Raw genomic sequence first — 19274 nt, 5'->3', positions numbered from 1 at the left:
CAGCGCGGGCTCCCCGTCAGTAGCCGCGGTACTGCTGGTTGCTGTACGGGTCCTGATAGGAAGCCGGAGCCGGGCGCGGCGCGGCCGGGCGCATGGCCTCGTACCCGTTGCCCTGGGGCATCGGCCGCTGCGGCTGCGGCGCCTGCGGACCGGGGTAGCCGCGCGGGGCGCTCGCCTGCTGCGGGATGTACGCCGTGGGCGCATGCTGCAGCGGTGCGGGCTGCGGCGTCTGCGGGTAGCCGTAGGCGGGGGCCGCCTGCTGGGCGGGGGCCGCAGGGAGGGCGGGGAGGGCCGACGGGAGGGCGGGGAGACTGCTGCCCGTGTCGTAGGCGGCGGGGACCCGGATCGGGGCGATCTGCGGGGTGCCCCGCTCGGCCACGAGCGAGTCGTAGATCGGGGTGTCCGGGAAGGAGGCGGAGTAGTAGCCGCCGCCATAGGTGGAGCGGGGGGAGGTCATGGCACATAAGTTAAGCCCACGATGTGCTGGTTGGGGAGACCGATAAGAGGGTTGTTTTCCGTGTCGGCAGGTGCCTGGGATCCTCAATCCGAGCGAACTCGGCAAAAAGGGACGCCGATCAACGTTTGGATCGTGTAAAAGCCGTGTTCCTCTCGGGTTACCGGCGGTTGACCGGCGATCTTCCTGTGCCGTTCATGGGCGCGCGCCGTCCCCGGGAATAGGTTGGGCGGGTAGGGATCACCCGGGCCGGGACGACACGGACCGGAAAGCGGAACCCGGAGACCGGTACCCGGAAGCCGACACGCGAGGGGGCGGACATGCCGATGTCCAAGGGATCGAACACACCGGTGCCGACGACGGCGCTGCGGGTGGAACTGGGCTGGCGCTCCGGCCCCGGGGTGCCGGACGCCGACGCCTCGGCGCTGCTGCTGGCCGCCGGAAAGGTCCGCTCGGACGGGGACTTCGTCTTCTACAACCAGCCCGCGCACGCCTCGGGCGCGGTACGCCACGAGGGCAAGCGGTCGTCCGGCGGACGCGTCACCGACACCCTGCTGGCCGACCTCGCGCGCGTGGAGGGCGCCGTCGAGCGGATCGTCCTGGCCGCCTCCGCCGACGGCGGAACGTTCGGCCAGGTCCCCGACCTCTACATCGAGCTGACCGACGCGGCCTCCGGCCAGGTCGTCGCCCGCTTCGACAACCCCGGCGCGACCGTGGAGACGGCCTTCGTGCTCGGCGAGCTGTACCGCCGTCAGGGCGGCTGGAAGTTCCGCGCCGTCGGCCAGGGCTACAGCAGCGGACTCGAGGGCCTGGCGACGGACTTCGGCATCACCGTCGACGAACCGCAGCACGCCGCACCGCCCACCGCCCCGGCCCGGGCCACCCCACCACCCCGCCCCGCCGCGGCCCCGCCGCCTCCGTCGGCCGTCACCCCGCCGCCCGCCGCCCCGCCCGCGCCGTCCCCCTCGGCCGCCGCCCCGCCCCCGCCCGCCCCCGCCGCCGCCCAGCCGGTGCGCCTGTCCAAGGTCACCCTCACCAAGGCGGCCCCGTCCGTCTCGCTGGCCAAGCAGGGCGCCACCTCCGGCGCGATGCGGGTGAACCTCAACTGGCAGATGCGCAGGCCGTCCACGGGCTGGAGCCGCTGGAGCGGCGGCGACGTCGACCTCGACCTGTGCGCGCTGTACGAACTCACCGACGGCCGCAAGGGAGTCGTCCAGGCCCTCGGCAACGCCTTCGGCTCGCTGCACCGGCCGCCGTACATCCACCTCGACGGCGACGACCGCACCGGAGCCGTGGCGACCGGCGAGAACCTCACCATCAACCTGGACCACGCCCGGGACTTCCGGCGCATCCTCGTCTTCGTCACCATCTACGAGGGCGCCCGCTCCTTCGCCGACCTGCACGCCACCGTCACCCTCCAGCCGCAGTACGGCGCCCCCATCGAGTTCTCGCTGGACGAGTGCACCGTCGCCTCCCCGGTGTGCGCGCTCGCGCTGATCACCAACACCGGCGGCGACCTCCTCGTCCAGCGCGAGGCGCGGTACCTGGTGCCCGAGCGCGGATCGAGCCCGCAGCGGACCATGGACCGCGCCTACGGCTGGGGCATGAACTGGACGCCCGGCCGCAAGTGAGCCGGGCTCAGCCCTCGTCGGGCAGGGCGTCCGGCCGGGCGTAGGTGCGGCCCTTCCACGCCGCCCCGCGCCCCCGGTAGTGCTGCACGGCGGAGTCGACCGTCATCAGCAGGTACAGGAACGCGGTGAACGGCAGGAGCGGGGCGAGCCACGGAGGCTGCCGGTAGTAGCGCAGCATCGGCAGGTACGTTCCGGCCATCACCGCCCACGCCGCCCCACCGGCGAGCGCGGTCGCCGCACCGCCGCCGGCCGCGCCCACGGCCACGGCGGCCGGCGGCACCAGGTACACCAGCGCCAGCCCGGCGACCGTACCGAGCAGCAGCAGCGGGTTGTGCCGCAGCTGGGCGTAGGCGCTGCGCGAGACCATCCGCCACAGGTCGGCCAGCCGCGGATAGGGGCGGACGCTGTCCACCCGGTCCGCCAGCCCCAGCCAGACGCGGCCCCCCGAGCCCTTCACCGCGCGCGCGAGCGCCACGTCGTCGATGACGGCGTGCCGGATCGCCTCCGGAACGCCCGCCTTCCGGGCCGTCTCCGCGCGCAGCAGGACACAGCCGCCCGCCGCCGCGGCCGTGCGCGAGCCCGGCCGGCCGATCCACCGGAAGGGATACAGCTGCGCGAAGAAGTACACGAACGCCGGGACCACGAGCCGCTCCCACAGGCTCGCCACCCGCAGACGCGCCATCTGCGACACCACGTCGAAGCCCCCGGTGCGGGCCGCCGCCACCAGCTCGCGCAGGCTGTCCGGCGCGTGCGCGATGTCCGCGTCGGTGAGCAGCAGGTACTCGGGGTCACGCGCGCGTGCCAGGCCGATGCCGTACCGCACCGCCCACAGCTTGCCCGTCCAGCCCGCCGGCGGCTCACCAGGCGAGCCCACCGTGAGCGGCAGCCCGCCGTGGCGCCGGGACAGCTCCCGGGCCAGCTCCCCGGTGCCGTCCGTGCTCCCGTCGTCCACCAGGAAGACCTCCGCCCGCCCCGGATAGTCCTGCGCCAGCAGCGACGGCAGGCTCCCGGGCAGCACGGCCGCCTCGTCGCGGGCCGGTACGACCACACAGACCGACGGCCACTCCTCCGGCTCCCGGCGTCCGGGCAGCCGGACGTCCGTACGCCAGAAAAAGCCCTGGCCGAGCAGCAGCCAGCACCAGGAGACCAGTGACACGACGGTGATCCACAGGAAGGCGCTCACGGCCGCAGTCTGCCCCACGCGGCCGGGCCGCGAGGCCGCATCGTCTATCGTGGCCGGGTGAAGATCGCGCTCATGGACTCCGGAATCGGCCTGCTGGCGGCCACCGCCGCGGTACGGCGCCTGCGGCCCGACGCGGACCTCGTGCTCTCCCTGGACCCGGACGGCATGCCCTGGGGACCGCGTACCCCCGAGGACGTCACCCGGCGTGCGCTGGACGTCGCCGAGGCCGCCGCGGCCCACCGGCCCGACGCGTTGATCATCGGCTGCAACACCGCCACCGTGAACTCCCTGCCCGCGCTCCGCGCCCGTCTGGAGCCCGGCATCCCGGTCATCGGCACGGTCCCGGCGATCAAGCCGGCCGCGGCCGGCGGCGGACCCGTCGCCATCTGGGCCACCCCCGCCACGACCGGCAGCGCCTACCAGCGCGGCCTGATCGAGGAGTTCGCCGGTGGTGTGCGAGTGGCCGAGGTGCCGTGCTGGGGGCTCGCCGAGGCCGTCGAGCACGCGGACGAGGCGGCCATCGACGCGGCCGTCGCCGCGGCGGCCGAACTGACGCCCGGCGATGTCACGACCGTCGTCCTGGGCTGCACCCACTACGAGCTGGTGGCGGAACGTATCCGCGCCGCCCTCCAGCGCCCCGGCGCCGCCCCGCTGGTGCTGCACGGATCCGCCGGAGCGGTGGCCGCCCAGGCCCTGCGCCGCCTCGGCGAGCTGCCCGCGCCCGACGCCGCCGCCGAGGGCACCCTCACGGTCCTGCTGAGCGGCCGGCCGGGGCCGCTGCCCGCGCCCGCGCTGCACTACGCCGAGGGGCGGCTGCTCCCGGCCACCGGCCCGCTCGCCGACCGCAGCTGACGCCGGCCGCGCGGCGGCCGCCCGGCGCGGCCCGGACCGGTGTCTGGTCCGCCCGGAGGAGTCACCCTGTGCGAGCGACTACCCGCGCAGCGAAACCTGAGTAACCTCGTAAACATGAGGCACCACCCCGACGCCGACGACAATCCGCACCCGGACGTCTGGACGGGACGCGCCACCAACCGGGTCCAGTGGCTGCTGGCGCTCGCCGGCGCCGCCTGCATGGCGCTCGGGATCCAGCTGGCCGTCGACTCGGCCTGGAGCTCCGGCACCGCCCCGCTGGTGATGTCCGTCGTGGGCTGCATCGCGGCCGGTCTGCTGGTCCTCTTCGGCACGCTCGCCTTCGTCCACGTCGACCTCAAGCTCGACAAGGAGTGCGTCGAGGTGCGCTGCGGGCACATCGGGCTGCCACGCCGCCGCATCCCGCTCTCCCAGGTGGCGGGAGCCGACTTCACCGCCCTCGTCACCCCCCGCCACTGGGGCGGCTGGGGCTACCGCTGGCGCCCGGAGAAGGGCACCGCGGTCGTCGTACGCCGTGGCGAGGGCATCGTGCTGCGCCTGTGGGACGGCCACACGTTCACCATCACCGTGGACGACGCCGAGGCGGCGGTGCTGGCCATCAGGAACCGCCTGCGCACGATCCGCCCCGGCACGGCCGGCTGACGCGCACCTCCGCTGTTCACGGTTGCGCGGCGGGTCCGCCCGCTCACGGTGACACGGCGACGCCCGGCGCTCTCACGCGCCCGCCGTTCACGGTTCCCCCGCGCCGCCCGCCCACGGCCGTGCCGTGGCCCAGCCGGCCAGGAGGGCCGCGCCCGCGGTCACGGCCGTGAAGCTCAGGGCGTCGCTCACGGCGGCGAGGGCGGCCAGCACGGCCAGGGTGGTGCCCGCCGTGACGGCGACCGGTGTGGAGCGGGGGGTGCGCCACAGGACGTACAGGACCCAGAAGAACACCGCGACCAGCAGGAGCACTCCGACCAGGCCCTGTTCGGCCGCCTGCTGGAGCGGGGCGGAGTGCGGTCCGCCCTCGGCCGGCAGGGGCGGGGGCGCGGCGCTCTGCTCGCCGAAGCGGCCGGGGCCGACCCCCAGGCCGCTGTTCCGGCCCGCCAGTGCCAGGGCGTCCCGCCACAGCCGTAGCCGGGGCGCGGTGAACCGGCCTTCGAGCGCCCCGGTGAGACCGTCGGGCAGGGCCCCGGCGGCGGTCGCCCAGACCGTCGCCGTCACCAGGGCCGCCGCCGCGGCCGGTGTCGCCAGCCACGCGGCCCGGCTGCGTGCCGCGCCCGCGGCGAGTGAGCACAGCAGGACGGCCAGGCCGGCCGCGCACCCGGCCACCGACCCCAGCGCGGCCCCGGCCGCCACGACGGCGCAGGCCAGCGCGCGCAGCCCGAGCCGGAGGGCCGCTGCGGCCGTCGCCCAGGCGGCACAGCACGCGGCCCCCGTGGCCAGTGCCAGCAGCGCGGCCGTGGCACCGGCGTGCCCGGGCGGGGCGGCGTACCAGGGGCCGGGGGAGAAGCCGGGCGGCGCCACGGCCAGGGCGAGTCCCGCCACCGCGCCGGCGCAGGGCGCCGCCACCGGCAGCAGCGCGCCGGAGACCCGGCCCGCGGCATACCCGCCGGCCGCGGCGAGCACGGCGAGCAGCATGCCCTCGGGCCGTCCGCCGTGGGCCGCCGCGGTGATCAGCGACCACCCGGCGCAGGCCCCCAACAGGAGCATGCCCGTCCCGTCGGAAACGTTTCTTCGCGTGTTGTAGGTGTCCGCACCGTACGTACCGGTCGCGGATTCCGTCCCCGTCGACCCCACCCGTCGCCCCTCGCACCCCGGTCCCCCGACCTGTGGCAGCCCACGACCGCGTGCCGGATCCGGCCGCGCCGCCGAAGCTGGGCACACCGTAACGGCTCCAGGGCGGTTTGGGCACGAGGCGCGGAGGAACACTGCGATTCCGGCACATACCGGGGGCCTTTCCGCTCCGGGCGCCGTCCCCGTCCGGGGCGGCCCACCGCAGCGGGACATCCGGCCCACGGCGTCCGGGAAGGGGCGCCCACCAGCGACAACCGGCGCGGTCCCGGCGCCGGGCCGTGCTGTCGGGGGTGACGCCGGCCGCCGTACACTCACCCGGGTGACCGTCACCGCAACTTCCGTGGACCAGCCGGACCAGCTCCAGCCGCGCCCCGCCCCCGGCGTGCGCGGCGGCCGGCTGCTGCGCCTGGTCCCGGCCGCCGCCTCCGCGCTCTGCGGAGTGCTGCTCTACGTCAGCTTCCCGCCGCGCGCCCTGTGGTGGCTGGCCCTGCCCGCCTTCGCCGGCTTCGCCTGGGTGCTGCGCGACCGGAGCTGGAAGGCCGCCCTCGGCCTCGGCTACCTCTTCGGGCTGGGCTTCCTGCTGCCGCTGCTGGTGTGGACCGGCGTGGAGGTCGGCCCCGGGCCCTGGCTGGCCCTGGTCGCCATCGAGGCGGTCTTCGTCGCACTCGTCGGCGTGGGCGTCGCCGCCGTCTCCAGGCTGCCCGCCTGGCCGGTGTGGGGCGCCGCCGTGTGGGTCGCGGGCGAGGCGGTCCGCGCGCGCGTGCCCTTCGACGGCTTCCCCTGGGGCAAGATCGCGTTCGGCCAGGCGGACGGCGTCTTCCTGCCGCTCGCCGCGGTCGGCGGCACCCCGGTGCTCGGCTTCGCGGTCGTCCTGTGCGGATTCGGGCTGTACGAGGCCGGACGGCTGCTCGCGGAGCGGCGCCGGACCGGGATCCTGCGACGGTCCGCCGCGGCCGCCGCGCTGCTGAGCGTCGCCGTACCGGTGGCCGGCGCGGTCGCGGCCCGCGCGCTGGTGAGCGACGAGGCGGAGGACGGCACCGCCACCGTGGCGGTCATCCAGGGCAACGTGCCGCGCTCCGGGCTGGAGTTCAACGCCCAGCGGCGGGCCGTGCTCGACTACCACGCGCGCGAGACGCACAAGCTCGCCGCCGATGTCAGGGCGGGCAAGGTGGCCAAGCCGGACTACGTCCTGTGGCCGGAGAACTCCTCCGACATCGACCCCTTCGCGTACCCGGACGCCGCCGCCGTCGTCGAGGAGGCGGCCAAGGACATCGGCGTGCCCGTCTCCGTCGGCGCGGTCGTGGAGAAGGACGGCAAGCTCCTCAACGAGCAGATCCTGTGGGATCCGGTCAAGGGGCCTACGCAGACCTACGACAAGCGGCAGATCCAGCCCTTCGGCGAGTTCCTCCCGCTGCGCTCGCTGGTCGGAGCGATCAACAAGCGGTGGACCGAGATGGCCCACCAGGACTTCAGCCGGGGCACCAGGCCGGGTGTGTTCGACATCGGCGGCGCCGAGGTCGGCCTGGCCACCTGCTACGAGGCGGCCTTCGACTGGGCCGTGCGGGACACCGTCACGCACGGGGCGGAGATGATCTCCGTGCCGAGCAACAACGCCACCTTCGACCGCAGCGAGATGACCTACCAGCAGCTCGCCATGTCCCGCATCCGCGCCGTCGAGCACAGCCGCACCGTCACCGTGCCGGTGACCAGCGGCGTCAGCGCGGTCATCATGCCGGACGGACGGATCACCCGGAAGACCGGCATGTTCGTGCCCGCCTACCTCGTCCAGAAGGTTCCGCTGCGGACGTCCACCACCCCCGCCACCGAACTGGGCATCCTTCCCGAGATCGCCCTGGTGCTGGCCGCCGCGGGCGGGATCGGCTGGGCGGCCGGCTCCGGGCTGCGCTCCCGGCGCGCCGGTGACGCGTAGCCGTACGACCGCCGTACGACCCCCGAATCCCCCGGGTCGCGGCGCGCCGGCCCGTTAGGGTCGGCGCATGGCTACTCCCGACTTCATCCGCACGCTCAGGGCCTCCGCCGGCCGTCAGCTGCTGTGGCTCCCCGGGGTCACCGCGATCGTCTTCGACGACGAGGGCAGGGTGTTGCTCGGCAGACGGACCGACACGCGCAAGTGGGCGGTGATCGGCGGCATCCCCGAACCGGGCGAGCAGCCCGCGGCCTGCGCCGTGCGGGAGGTCTTCGAGGAGACGGCGGTGCACTGCGTCGCCGAGCGGGTCGTCCTGGTCCAGGCCGTGGAGCCGGTGACCTACCCCAACGGCGACACCTGCCAGTACATGGACATCACCATCCGCTGCCGGGCCGTGGGCGGCGAGGCCCGGGTCAACGACGACGAGTCGCTGGAAGTCGGCTGGTTCGCGGTGGACGCGCTGCCCGAACTGCACGAGTTCGCGGTCTTCCGGATCAAGCAAGCCATGTCGGAAGCACCCACATGGTTTGACCCTATGACGGCTGGCTGAAGTATGGGCGGACACCACATGTGGTGACCCTTGGGCGCGGCTTAGGGTCGGCACATGACCTCGCCCACCCCCCTGCCCGGTCCCGAACCCCGATCCCAGGCTCTCGCCCTCGACCTCGGCGGCCGCACCGCGCTCGTCACCGGTGCCGCCAGCGGCATCGGCCGCGCCTGCGCGCTGCGGCTGGCCGCCGCCGGGGCCCAGGTGCGCGCCGTCGACCGGGACGCGGCCGGCCTGGCCGAGCTCGCCCAGCAGGCGGAGCGGGCCGGCGGCCTCGCGGGCACCGTCGTACCGCTGGTCGTGGACCTCACCGACCTGGACGCCGCCGAACGCGCCGCCGCCGGCACCGATGTGCTGGTCAACAATGCCGGGCTGCAACTCGTGCGGCCCCTCGAGGAGTTCCCGCCCGAGGTGTTCCACACGGTGCTCACCGTGATGCTGGAGGCTCCGTTCCGCCTCATCCGCGGCGCCCTCCCGCACATGTACGCGCAAGGCTGGGGCCGGATCGTGAATGTGTCCTCCGTCCACGGTCTGCGCGCCTCCGCCTTCAAGTCCGCCTATGTGGCCGCGAAACACGGTCTCGAAGGCCTGTCCAAGACGGCGGCACTCGAAGGTGCCGCCCACGGGGTGACCTCGAACTGTGTGAACCCGGCCTATGTGCGCACCCCACTGGTCGAGAAGCAGATCGCCGACCAGGCACAGGCACACGGCATCCCGGAGGAACGTGTGCTGTCCGAGGTCCTGCTGAAGGACAGCGCCCTGCGGCGGCTCATCGAGCCGGAGGAGGTCGCCGAGGCCGTGGCCTACCTGTGCAGCCCGCAGGCGTCCTTCGTCACCGGCACCTCCCTCGTCCTGGACGGCGGGTGGACGGCCCACTGACCCGCCCGTCGACGCCGGCCGGCTTCCCCGCCCCGGTCGCGGTGCCCACTCCGGCCACCCTTCCTGCCACGGCTCCGGTCCCCGCTCCGGTGGCCCTTTCCGCCGCGGGTCCGGCCCTCGCTCCGGTGGTCCTCCCCGCCGCGGTTCCGCTCATCGCCCCCTTCCGGGCTGGCGCTCCGGTGGTCCTCCCCGCCGCGGTTCCGCTCATCGCCCCCTTCCGGGCTGGCGCTCCGGCCGCGCTCCCCGCCCGGCTCCGGTCCTCGCTCCGGCTGCCTTGCCCGCCCGCTCCCGGTGTCCCCTCCGGCTGCCCTGCCCGCCCCGGCCGCCCTCCCCGTCCCGGCTGCCTCCCCCGCCCCGGTTCCGGAGGTTGTCCACAGGCCTGCCGGGCCGGGTGGCCCATACGGAATCCTGTGACCATGTCCCGCGATCACCTGCAGTCGGCACCCAGCGGCAGCGCCGAGGCCCCGTACCTCGACCTGCTGGCCCGCGACGCCTCCGTGGAGGCCTACGAGCAGCCCGTCCTGCTCGCCCGGGCCGCGGGCGAGCCCGCCGGCCGGATCGCCGCGCTGGAGGAGGCCAGACTGCGTGCCCTGCGCGTACGCGCGGAGCTGGAGGGCCGCAGGCGGCGCGAGGCGGAGCTGTCGGCGCTCTTCGAGACCGCGCACGACCTCGCCGGGCTCCGCGATCTCGACGCCGTCCTGCAGGCGATCGTGCAGCGCGCCCGCTCCCTGCTCGGCACCGACGTCGCCTACCTCAGCCTCAACGACCCGGTGCGTGGCGACACCTACATGCGGGTCACCGAGGGCTCCGTCTCCGCGCGCTTCCAGCAGCTGCGCCTCGGCATGGGGGAGGGGCTCGGCGGCCTCGTCGCCCAGACCGCGCGGCCGTACGTCACCGACGACTACTTCCAGGACGGCCGCTTCCAGCACACCCGTGCCATCGACGCCGGTGTCCACGACGAGGGCCTGGTCGCCATCCTCGGCGTCCCCCTGATGCTCGGCCCGCACGTGATCGGCGTCCTCTTCGCGGCGGACCGGCGCGCGCGGGTCTTCGAACGCGAGCAGATCGCCCTGCTCGGCTCCTTCGCCGCGCTCGCCGCGGCGGCCATCGACACCGCCAACCTGCTCACCGAGACCCGGGCCGCCCTGGCCGGCTTGGAGCGCGCCAACGAGATCATCCGGGACCGCAGCGCCGCCATCGAGCGCGCGTCCGAGGTCCACGACCGGCTCGCCGAACTCGTCCTGCGCGGCGGCGGCGTGCACGACGTGGCCGCCGCCGTCTCCCAGGTCCTCGACGGAACCGTCGGATTCGCCGAGGCCGCCGCGGCACCGGCCGAGGCGGTGGAGGCGTCCCGCGTCGAGGGACATGCCGTACGGCACGGGAGCGACTGGATCGCCGCGGTGGCCGCCGGCGGGGAACTCCTCGGCGCGCTGGTCCTGCGCGGCCATCCCGGCCTCGATCCGGTCGACCAGCGCACCCTGGAGCGCGCGGCGATGGTCACCTCCCTGCTGCTGCTCGCCCGCCGTTCCGCCGCCGAGGCCGAACAACGCGTCCGCGGCGAGCTGCTGGACGACCTGCTCGACGCCCGCGTCCGCGACCCCCGCCTGCTGCGCGAACGCGCCGGCCGCCTCCAGGCGGACCTGGACGCCACCCATGTCGTCCTCGCCGCCCGCCTCGACGGTCCGGCGGCCGATGCCGAGGAGGAGGCCGCGGCCCGCCGCCGGCTCTGGTCCGCCGCGTCCCACCTCGCGGCGACCCGGCACGGTCTGGCCGCCGCGCGCGACGGTGGTACCGTCCTGCTGCTGCCGCTCGCCGCCCGCGACACCGCCACGGAGACGGCCCGCCGCACCGCCCGCCATCTCGGCACGGCCGTCCACCAACCGGTCACGGTCGGCGCCTCGGCACCCGTCACGGACCTCGCCGTGCACCCCGAGGGGGTGGCCGCCGCCTACGCCGAGGGCCGCCGCTGCCTGGACGCGCTGCGCCTGCTGGGCCGGGCCGGGGACGGCGCGGCGGCCGAGGACTTCGGCTTCCTCGGCCTGCTCCTCGCGGGCGAACGGGACATCGCGGGCTTCGTCGAGCGCACCATCGGCCCGGTGGTGTCGTACGACGAGCGGCGCGGCACGGAACTGGTGCGCACCCTGGACGCGTACTTCGAGGGCGGGATGAGCCCGGCGCGCACGAAGGACGCGCTGCACGTCCACGTGAACACGGTGGCGCAGCGGCTGGAGCGCGTGGGCCGCCTGCTCGGCGCGGACTGGCAGACGCCCGCGCGGGCCCTGGAGATCCAACTCGCGCTGCGGCTGCACCGGTTGGCCGCTCCGGAACGGCGCTGACCAGCCCCCCCGAGGCTGGTCAGCGCGGCGGTGGTGACGGCGTCGGTCAGACCGTCCGGGCCTCGGCGGCCGGTGCCGCCCCGGAGGCCTCCGCGTCCTCCCCGTCGACGTGCGCGAGGTCCCGGTGCCGGGTCTCGCGGGAGACGGCCACCGCGACCAGGGTCAGCACGGCGGCGGCGATCACGTACAGCGCGATCGGTGTGGAGCTGTCGTAGTCCGAGAGCAGCGCGGTGGCGATGAGCGGGGCGGGCGCACCGGCCGCCACGGAGGCGAACTGGGCGCCGATGGACGCGCCCGAGTACCGCATCCGGGTCGCGAACATCTCGGCGAAGAACGCGGCCTGGGGCGCGTACATGGCGCCGTGCAGCACGAGCCCGACGGTGACGGCCACGATCAGGTACCCGAACGAGCCGGTGTCCACCAGCGCGAAGAAGGGGAACATCCACAGCCCGACCCCGGCCGCGCCCAGCAGGTACACGGGCCGCCGCCCGACCCGGTCGGACAGCGCACCCCAGGCCGGGATGACGGCGAAGTGCACGGCGGAACCGATGAGGACGGCGTTGAGCGCGGTCTGCTTGGAGACGCCGGCCGAGGTGGTGGCGTACACGAGGATGAAAGCGGTGATGACGTAGTAGCTGATGTTCTCCGCCATCCGGGCGCCCATCGCCACCAGCACGTCCCGCCAGTGGTACCGCAGAACGGAGACGAGCGGCGTCTTCTCCTCCGCGTCCGACCGCCGCGCCTCCGCCCGCTCCAGCGCCTCCTTGAAGACGGGTGACTCGTCGACGGACAGGCGGATCCACAGACCGACGAGCACGAGCACCCCGGAGAGCAGGAACGGGACCCGCCAGCCCCAGGTGCCGAAGGCGTCGTCCGACAGTACGGCGGTGAGCAGCGACAGCACACCGGTCGCGAGCAACTGCCCGGCCGGCGCGCCGGTCTGCGGCCAGGACGCCCAGAAGCCGCGCCGTCGCGCGTCCCCGTGCTCCGACACCAGCAGGACGGCGCCGCCCCACTCCCCGCCGAGCGCGAACCCCTGCACCAGCCGCAGCACGGTGAGCAGCACCGGCGCGGCGGCCCCGACGGTGGCGTGCGTGGGCAGCAGCCCGATGGCGAACGTGGCGCCGCCCATCAGCACCAGGCTCAACACCAGCAGCTTCTTCCGCCCCAACCGGTCACCGTAGTGCCCGAACACGAGCGCCCCCAGCGGCCGTGCCGCGAACCCGACGGCGTACGTCAGGAACGACAGCAGCGTGCCGACGAGCGGGTCCGAGTCCGGGAAGAACAACTTGTTGAACACCAGCGCGGCGGCCGAGCCGTAGAGGAAGAAGTCGTACCACTCGATGGTGGTCCCGATGAGGCTGGCGGCGACGATGCGGGGGAGACTGGCGGGGGTTGGGGGAGCGGATGCTGCTTCGGAGGCCATGTGCGCCACTTCCTCGTGTGCGGTGGGGACGGGTACGTGTCGGCACACCGTAGGAAGACGCAGGTCAGGGGCACATGTGGTGGGGCACCATAGTTCGGGGGGCGGGTATGCGTGCGGCCACCATGCTGGCTCACGAAAGGGCGGTTCAGGGGCTCGAAGGTGGTCGAAACGAGTGCTGTCTGGTACGCGCATTTCGGGGTAATTTGACGGTGCGGTGCTGACTCCCGTGCTGGTTTGGTGCTGACTAAAAGCCCACGTCATCACCCGTGCTCATCCCTCCCGTGCTGACTTGGTGCTGACTACGCTCCGTTGAACTGCGGGGAGGACTGGTTCAACCCCACCGATTTGATGGCAGCCGGGGCGGAAGCAGGACTGTTTGGAGGTGAGGGTCCGGCCGGCCGGGTGGCCGGCAGTGGGGCCCGGCGAGGCGCGCGAACCGAAGGCGGCCCCTGCATTTCGACCCTGCCACCCTCGTCCTCCTCACCGACGGCTTGTCCAAGCCCATCAACAAGGTGAAGCCGGGTGATCGGGTCGAGAGCGGAGACCCAGCAAGCGGAAAGCACACGGGCTCACGCAAGGTTACGGCCGCGTTCGTCAATCACGACGACGACTTGATCGACGTACAGGTACAGGACCTCGACGGGAAGATCCGGACGCTCCGCACCACCTCCCTTCACCCCTTCTGGGACGACACCACCCACACCTGGGTAGAGGCTGGCAAGCTCAAGCCCGGCCACACGCTCAACACCGCTTCCGACAGGCACGTACGGATCACCAGCGTGAAGGCGCGCGCCGGTTCCGCGGACATGTACAACCTCACCGTCAGCGGCCTCCATGCGTACTATGTGCTGGCCGGTGATACTCCGGTCCTGGTTCATAACTCGACTTGCACCAGACTTCCCTCAACAGGCTCAGAGGAGTTTGCTGTCCTCGGGAACCGAGCTGACACGAAAGTAGCAGCTGAGTGGCCGGACCATGAAGTGCTTAGTTTGAAGCCCTATTCACTGGAGGAGAATGATGCGTGGATCCGAGGAGTCATCGATAAGCGGCAGAAAGTCTATCTTGCTTCACCAATAAATGATCGAACGTTGAACAGCGCCAGAGGGGACTCGATTTTCTCGCGCGAGCTCAATCAACTTCTTGAGGCGGGGTGTAATTTCTCTCGCGACGGACAGTATATGATTCCACCCTCTGTTGCGAAATAATTATGGGAGGCGTGTGTGATTTTGTCGAGTCGGATGTCGTTGATTGTGGACCGCGAGGTGCCAGAGTCTCAACGCCTGGATCTACTTGAGGTGTTGGACGGGCTGGATGAATCGATTTTCGAAAACGAAGATTTGGATCGAATTGCAGCAGCCGTCCTTATTCTCTATGTTGAGGGTGTTGATCTCGGGGCAATCGTCGACGTGGCGGAAAGGGATTGGCGGGACCTCCTGTTGGATGCCGGGCTGGAAGAAGCTCATTGGGGGCATGTGTTGGCTCGCAAATTCGGTTATCCTTATGATCTTTCAGGCTCCGAGGAGATAGCTTGACGCGCTGATCTGCGGGAGCCGGCCGGAGTGCGACGACCGCGGTGACGGCGATACCCATCATGTCCGGGTCGCGGCCCTGATCTCTTCGCCTGGGCCGGGTTTAGAAAGTCGGCTCTGCTCCTCGTCCCGCATCGCGCTGATCGCGGTGTGGGACGAGAGAATTTCTCTGACGGGCAGTGGGCCCGGCCGGGTCGTCCAGCAGGAACTGCCGAGCATCCGCACCGTTCCCCACGTGCTGGACGCGTAGAGCGTCAAGACCGCGCGCTCGGCTCGGCGTCCCGGCCCTCGGCCTCACGGACAAGGCGGCAGGCCCCGATCACCGTTGTGAGTGCTTCTTTGGGGGTCGTCGCGCATCGCGAGATCCCGCCACAGCGAGCACGTACGGGCCTTGACCATCCTCGGACCCCCACCTGACCCGGCGTCACTGCGGGCGCGGGATCAGGATCCGTTGCGGTCGGGTGAGGTGGCGCACTGCAGCCACTTATCCACCACGTCGTGGGAGTCGTCGAGAGCCGGATCGCGACTCCCACTGGGTGCGTAGGCCGGTGGCCGGTCGGCACGCAGCGGCAAGTGGGCGCAGTACCAGGCTCGCTTGGCACCCGCTTGCTCCGCGCCCGTGCCCGTCAGCGCATAGTTGAGCAGTGCCGCCGTGACTCGTCGGCGCCCGAATGCGTAGAGCGCGGGCTCGATGAACCAACGGCAGAAACTGGGGTCAGGGTCATAGACGGCTGCGGCCATCAACGGTGCGAAGAACTCCTCGGACAGGGCGCGTTCGAGTAGTGGCTTGCGCACCGCATGGGCCAGGTGTCGCGCGCGTCGGTCTTCCGGCACGTTTGCTGCGCTGTCCAGGTCCAGCAGCCGAGCCACCTCGGCTGCTGCCGACAGGAATGTCGGTGCCTCTGCCTCGTTCCGCTCTTCGTCGCCCATGGGCAGCATTCTGGGCGGATCCCACCCCGAGAGGTAGATGGACGCTGGTCGCTGATCCGTGCATCCCGCTTGTCGCTCAGCGACCTCGCCCGTGAAACGATCACGGCGTGGCTGGAGTGATCACGGCGTCGGTGCCGTCCTGGATAGGCCCCTTCACAGGGCTGAGCCCGCGCTGCTTCGGCAAGTTGGTAGCCGCAGTACGGCGCGAGCAGGCCGCATATCGACAGCGCGGCCGACCCTGGAGTCTGTCGCTGGAGGATCGCATCCTGCTGGTCACGGCCTACTGGCGCACGAACTTGACCATGCGGCAGCTCGCACCGCTGTTCGGCGTCTCGAAGTCTGCAGCCGATCGGATCATTGACCATCTTGGCCCGCCGTCTCGATGAGCCGTCATCACGCGGGCGCCGGCCCGCAGGTGGCCAAAGCTCCGCTCACACGCTCCAAGCGGACGCCCCGTTAACCTCCCATTGACCTGGAACAGTCCCGTATGAACGAGGCATCGCTCCCCAAGCCGCTTGCCACCCCCGCCGTCCTGTCGGCCATGGCTGGCCGTTTCCTGGCAGGACCTGGCTATATGGAACGCCGCTTCGCCCGAAACGGTGCGATCGTTCCTGATTGGGATGCGGACACCGCCGGCGGATTCGACACTGTGGGTGTCGTCAGCAAGGTCATTCGAGGACCTGCTGCCGGCTTCCGACGACGTCCAGCCCAGTGACATCTACTTGTGGCTCACCGCCCGCGGCGTGTACCAGTGCCCCGGCGCTTCCGGCGTGCTGCAACTGGACGGCAAGAACAAATACCCCCCAACAAGGCGGTGCTCATATGCGAGATCGCCAACCGAGCGGAACCGCGTCCATATTGCTCAGCTGCGGAGTCCTGCCCGACCGGCAGAACCCCGCGAAGTGGGGCACTCCTCCCGACAGCTTCCCCCGTCCCTGGGACAACACCGGGGCGACTTTGCCCTGAGAGGTTCCCGGTTCCGTTCATGTCGAGCATGAGCATGCCTACCCGTCGACGGGCGGGAAGGCGCGTGATCAGGCGGAAGGCGTGCATCGTGAAACGCTCCGGGGGTTCGCCGATCTCATTCCGCCTGAGTGCCACCTCACCGCTGGCAGCGAGTCTTTGTCTGGCTGCTGCAACTGCGGCGGTGTGGCGGTACGGTCGCCAGATCAGGGGTTCGCGCGAGGGGGGGGGCGGCATGTTGGAAGCGGCGTTGACGGCTTTGGCTGCGGCGGGGGGCACGGCAGTGGTGCAAGCCGCAGGCACAGACGCGTGGGACGGGTTCAGGTCCAGGGCGGCCCGGCTGCTGGGCCGCGGGGATCAGGCCCGCGAGCGGACCGAACTCGAACGCCTGAACCAGACCGCGACCGTGCTGGTGGAGGCACGCGTTGACGAGGCCGCACTGGTGCGGGCCCGTCAGGAGTCGTCGTGGCAGACTCGGTTCGAAACGCTGCTGGAGGGCCTGGCGGGCGAAGAACGTGGTCTGGCCGCTGCCCAGCTCCGCGCCCTCGTCGAGCAACAGACCCATGGACCCGGTGCTGTGTCGGCGGGCGACGGTGGCGTTGCCATCGGAGGGAGCGCCACCCTCCGGGCGGACCGCGGAAGCGTCGCCGCGTGGACGGTGGGAGACGTGACCGTCACCCCTCCGACGCCGGGTCCGCACCAGGGCTGAGCGTACTCGGCGTCACTCCGGCCCCGCAGATCGTCGCCCGCACCGCGGTCTACGCCGACCGCCAAGGGCTGTCCGTCGGCCACGCCGACCAGGTCACACACTACGCCACGGCCCGGAGCCCGGCCTCATGGCCGCACCAGGTCGGGGTCGTGCCGCCCAGAGCACGGTCCTTCCAGCACCGGCCCGAGGGACAACGACTGCGGTCGGCGGCCGACGGCACGGCGGTGCTGTGCCAAGTCCTGGTCGGCACGGGCGGGGTGGGTAAGACTCAGCTCGCCGCCGACTATGCGAACAGCTTCTGGGAGGACCGCGCCCTGGACGTGCTGGTGTGGATCACCGCGTCCACCCGCTCCGCGGCCGTGACCGGCTACGCCCAAGCCGGCGTGGAGCTTCTTTGTGCCGATCCCTCAGACCCGGAGCAGGCCGCCAAGCAGTTCCTTGCCTGGCTCACGCCCAAGGGCTCCACCCGCCCGTGCAGATGGCTGGTCGTCCTGGACGACGTCGCCGATCTGACGGACTTGCACGAGCTGTGGCCTCCCGCCGTCCCCAACGGCCACACGGTGATCACCAGCCGCCGGAGGGACGCTGCTCTGACCGGCCGCGGCCGCCTGATCGAGGTCGGCGTGTTCACCGATGCCGAGGCCCTCGCCTACCTCAGCGGCACTCTCGCCGCCCAGGGCCGGACTGAATCCGCCGACCAGCTCGCCGGCCTGGCCCGTGATCTCGGACACCTGCCCCTTGCACTGTCCCAGGCCGCCGCCTATCTCACCGACGCGGGTCTGGACTGCGCCACCTACCGCCGGGACCTGGCTGACCGGGCCCGAGTCCTCGCCGACCTGCTGCCCGAAGCCGGCGCCCTCCCCGACGACCAGCCGACTCCCGTCGCCGCCGCCTGGTCCCTGTCCATCGACCGTGCCCAGAGGCTGCGCCCGGCCGGGCTGGCCCGTCCCATGCTGCAACTCGCTGCCATGCTCGACCCCAACGGCATCCCGGCGTCCGTGCTGACCAGCCCGCCCGCCCTCACCCACCTCTCCGCGTGCCGCGCGGAAGCCGCCGCTCGACGGGCGACGGTATCCCGACCGGAGCTCAGCCGAACTCCTGTCAGCGTCGAGGAGGCGGAGCAGACGCTACGGGTACTGCACCGTCTCAGCCTGGCTGACCACACACCGGGGACTCCTCACCAGGCCGTGCGAATGCATCAGCTGATCCAGCGCGCCGTCCGTGACCAACTCTCCTGCCACCGGTTGGCCGAACTCGCCCGTGTCGCCGCCGATGCCCTGACCTCCGCCTGGCCCGCCCCTGAGCGGGACCCCAGCCATGCCCAGGTACTGCGCGCCAACACAGACGCCCTCACCGGCCACGCAGGGGAAGCACTGTATCGGCCGGACGCGCACATCGTGCTCTACCGTGCAGGTACCAGTCTCGGCCAGAGCGGCCAGGTCACCGCCGCCCGCGACTACTACCGTCACTTCACCCGAACCACCCGCCGCCATCTCGGCCCCGATCACCCCGACACCCTCCGTACTCGAAGCCACCTCGCCTGGTGGCGGGGGGAGGCGGGGGATGCCGCCGGTGCCGCCGCAGCCTTCGCGGACCTGCTGCCAGACCAGCTCCGTGCGCTGGGCCCCGATCACCCCGACACCCTCCGCACCCGGCACAACCTCGCCGAATGGCGGGGAGAGGTGGGGGATGCGGCCGGCGCCGTCGCCGCCTTCGCGGACCTACTGCAGGACCAGCTCCGTACGCTGGGTGCTGATCATCCTGACACCTTCACCACCCGGCACAACCTCGCCTGGTGGCGGGGGCGGGTGGGAGACGCGGCCAGCGCCGTCGCCGAGTTCGAGGACCTGCTGCACGACCAGCTGCGCGTGCTGGGATGCGATCACCCCCATACCCTGCGCACCCGGCACAATCTGGCGTGGTGGCGGGGGGAGGTGGGGGATGCGGCCGGCGCGGTCGCCGAGTTCGCCGACATCTTGCACGACCGTCTGCGTGTGCTGGGGCCCGACCACCCCGACACCCTGCGCACCCGGCACAATCTGGCGTGGTGGCGGGGGGAGGTGGGGGATGCGGCCGGCGCGGTCGCCGAGTTCGCCGACATCTTGCACGACCGT

The 19274-nt window shown here is 72.3% G+C and carries 16 protein-coding genes and 1 pseudogene; 12 read left to right on the top strand and 5 right to left on the bottom strand.

Annotated elements, in window-relative coordinates; genetic code table 11:
* Nucleotides 1-16 precede the first annotated feature (16 nt).
* Nucleotides 17-457 carry a DUF6643 family protein gene (locus ACZ4VF_RS14810; protein WP_467926140.1) on the bottom strand — a complete coding sequence of 147 codons (441 nt, stop codon included), beginning with the start codon at nucleotides 455-457 and terminating at the stop codon, nucleotides 17-19.
* Between the two features lie 323 nt (nucleotides 458-780).
* Between ACZ4VF_RS14810 and ACZ4VF_RS14805 the strand changes: the two genes are divergently transcribed.
* Nucleotides 781-2085, top strand: a complete 1305-nt coding sequence (locus ACZ4VF_RS14805) for a TerD family protein (RefSeq protein ID WP_467926577.1) — start codon at nucleotides 781-783, stop codon at nucleotides 2083-2085.
* Between the two features lie 7 nt (nucleotides 2086-2092).
* Here ACZ4VF_RS14805 and ACZ4VF_RS14800 read toward each other — a convergent pair whose 3' ends face one another.
* Complete coding sequence (locus tag ACZ4VF_RS14800) at nucleotides 2093-3286, bottom strand: glycosyltransferase (RefSeq protein ID WP_467926139.1); 1194 nt, start codon at nucleotides 3284-3286, stop codon at nucleotides 2093-2095.
* 39 nt (nucleotides 3287-3325) lie between these two features.
* On the opposite strand from ACZ4VF_RS14800, the gene ACZ4VF_RS14795 reads away from it, so the two are divergent.
* Both ACZ4VF_RS14795 and ACZ4VF_RS14790 read left to right on the top strand, forming a co-directional pair.
* Nucleotides 3326-4120, top strand: a complete 795-nt coding sequence (locus tag ACZ4VF_RS14795) for a glutamate racemase (protein ID WP_467926138.1) — start codon at nucleotides 3326-3328, stop codon at nucleotides 4118-4120.
* Between the two features lie 114 nt (nucleotides 4121-4234).
* Complete coding sequence (locus ACZ4VF_RS14790) at nucleotides 4235-4780, top strand: hypothetical protein (protein WP_467926136.1); 546 nt, start codon at nucleotides 4235-4237, stop codon at nucleotides 4778-4780.
* An 87-nt stretch (nucleotides 4781-4867) separates the two neighbouring features.
* Here ACZ4VF_RS14790 and ACZ4VF_RS14785 read toward each other — a convergent pair whose 3' ends face one another.
* Nucleotides 4868-5830 carry an O-antigen ligase family protein gene (locus tag ACZ4VF_RS14785; RefSeq protein ID WP_467926135.1) on the bottom strand — a complete coding sequence of 321 codons (963 nt, stop codon included), beginning with the start codon at nucleotides 5828-5830 and terminating at the stop codon, nucleotides 4868-4870.
* 403 nt (nucleotides 5831-6233) lie between these two features.
* Between ACZ4VF_RS14785 and lnt the strand changes: the two genes are divergently transcribed.
* From lnt to ACZ4VF_RS14765, 4 genes are all read left to right on the top strand, one after another.
* The gene (lnt, locus tag ACZ4VF_RS14780) at nucleotides 6234-7844 is read left to right on the top strand and encodes an apolipoprotein N-acyltransferase (RefSeq protein ID WP_467926134.1); all 1611 of its coding nucleotides are present in this window, start codon (nucleotides 6234-6236) and stop codon (nucleotides 7842-7844) included.
* A gap of 67 nt (nucleotides 7845-7911) precedes the next feature.
* Nucleotides 7912-8391: an NUDIX hydrolase gene (locus ACZ4VF_RS14775; RefSeq protein WP_467926132.1), complete on the top strand. Its 480-nt coding sequence runs from the start codon at nucleotides 7912-7914 to the stop codon at nucleotides 8389-8391.
* Between the two features lie 54 nt (nucleotides 8392-8445).
* Nucleotides 8446-9267, top strand: coding sequence for a 3-hydroxybutyrate dehydrogenase (locus tag ACZ4VF_RS14770; protein WP_467926131.1), 822 nt, complete (start codon nucleotides 8446-8448; stop codon nucleotides 9265-9267).
* Nucleotides 9268-9683: 416 nt separating this feature from the next.
* Nucleotides 9684-11603 carry a helix-turn-helix domain-containing protein gene (locus tag ACZ4VF_RS14765; protein WP_467926130.1) on the top strand — a complete coding sequence of 640 codons (1920 nt, stop codon included), beginning with the start codon at nucleotides 9684-9686 and terminating at the stop codon, nucleotides 11601-11603.
* Nucleotides 11604-11649: 46 nt separating this feature from the next.
* Here the strand turns inward: ACZ4VF_RS14765 and ACZ4VF_RS14760 are convergent, their stop codons facing one another.
* Nucleotides 11650-13029 carry an MFS transporter gene (locus ACZ4VF_RS14760; protein WP_467926129.1) on the bottom strand — a complete coding sequence of 460 codons (1380 nt, stop codon included), beginning with the start codon at nucleotides 13027-13029 and terminating at the stop codon, nucleotides 11650-11652.
* Nucleotides 13030-13478: 449 nt separating this feature from the next.
* On the opposite strand from ACZ4VF_RS14760, the gene ACZ4VF_RS14755 reads away from it, so the two are divergent.
* Together ACZ4VF_RS14755 and ACZ4VF_RS14750 are read left to right on the top strand one after the other, a co-directional pair.
* Nucleotides 13479-14234 (top strand): polymorphic toxin-type HINT domain-containing protein, encoded by a 756-nt coding sequence (locus tag ACZ4VF_RS14755; RefSeq protein WP_467926575.1) that lies wholly within the window; start codon nucleotides 13479-13481, stop codon nucleotides 14232-14234.
* A gap of 15 nt (nucleotides 14235-14249) precedes the next feature.
* A complete protein-coding gene (locus ACZ4VF_RS14750) occupies nucleotides 14250-14561 on the top strand; it encodes a hypothetical protein (protein ID WP_467926127.1) in 312 nt (103 codons plus the stop codon).
* 438 nt (nucleotides 14562-14999) lie between these two features.
* Here ACZ4VF_RS14750 and ACZ4VF_RS14745 read toward each other — a convergent pair whose 3' ends face one another.
* Nucleotides 15000-15488 carry a hypothetical protein gene (locus ACZ4VF_RS14745; protein ID WP_467926126.1) on the bottom strand — a complete coding sequence of 163 codons (489 nt, stop codon included), beginning with the start codon at nucleotides 15486-15488 and terminating at the stop codon, nucleotides 15000-15002.
* A 107-nt stretch (nucleotides 15489-15595) separates the two neighbouring features.
* Here ACZ4VF_RS14745 and ACZ4VF_RS14740 point away from each other — a divergent pair.
* The 3 genes and pseudogenes from ACZ4VF_RS14740 to fxsT form a co-directional block, all read left to right on the top strand.
* Nucleotides 15596-15862, top strand: a pseudogene (locus tag ACZ4VF_RS14740) (helix-turn-helix domain-containing protein); the annotation flags it as partial.
* Between the two features lie 824 nt (nucleotides 15863-16686).
* On the top strand, nucleotides 16687-17160 hold the full coding sequence (locus ACZ4VF_RS14735; RefSeq protein ID WP_467926125.1) for a hypothetical protein: 474 nt from the start codon (nucleotides 16687-16689) through the stop codon (nucleotides 17158-17160).
* Nucleotides 17103-19274 (top strand): FxSxx-COOH system tetratricopeptide repeat protein (fxsT, locus tag ACZ4VF_RS14730; protein ID WP_467926124.1); only part of this gene is annotated, 2172 nt, incomplete at its 3' end. The genes ACZ4VF_RS14735 and fxsT, both read left to right, overlap by 58 nt.

The sequence above is a fragment of the Streptomyces sp. NPDC029151 genome, from assembly GCF_055564315.1.
The sequence above is the reverse complement of the archived record's forward strand: the minus strand, read 5'-3'. Positions and strand labels throughout refer to the sequence as shown.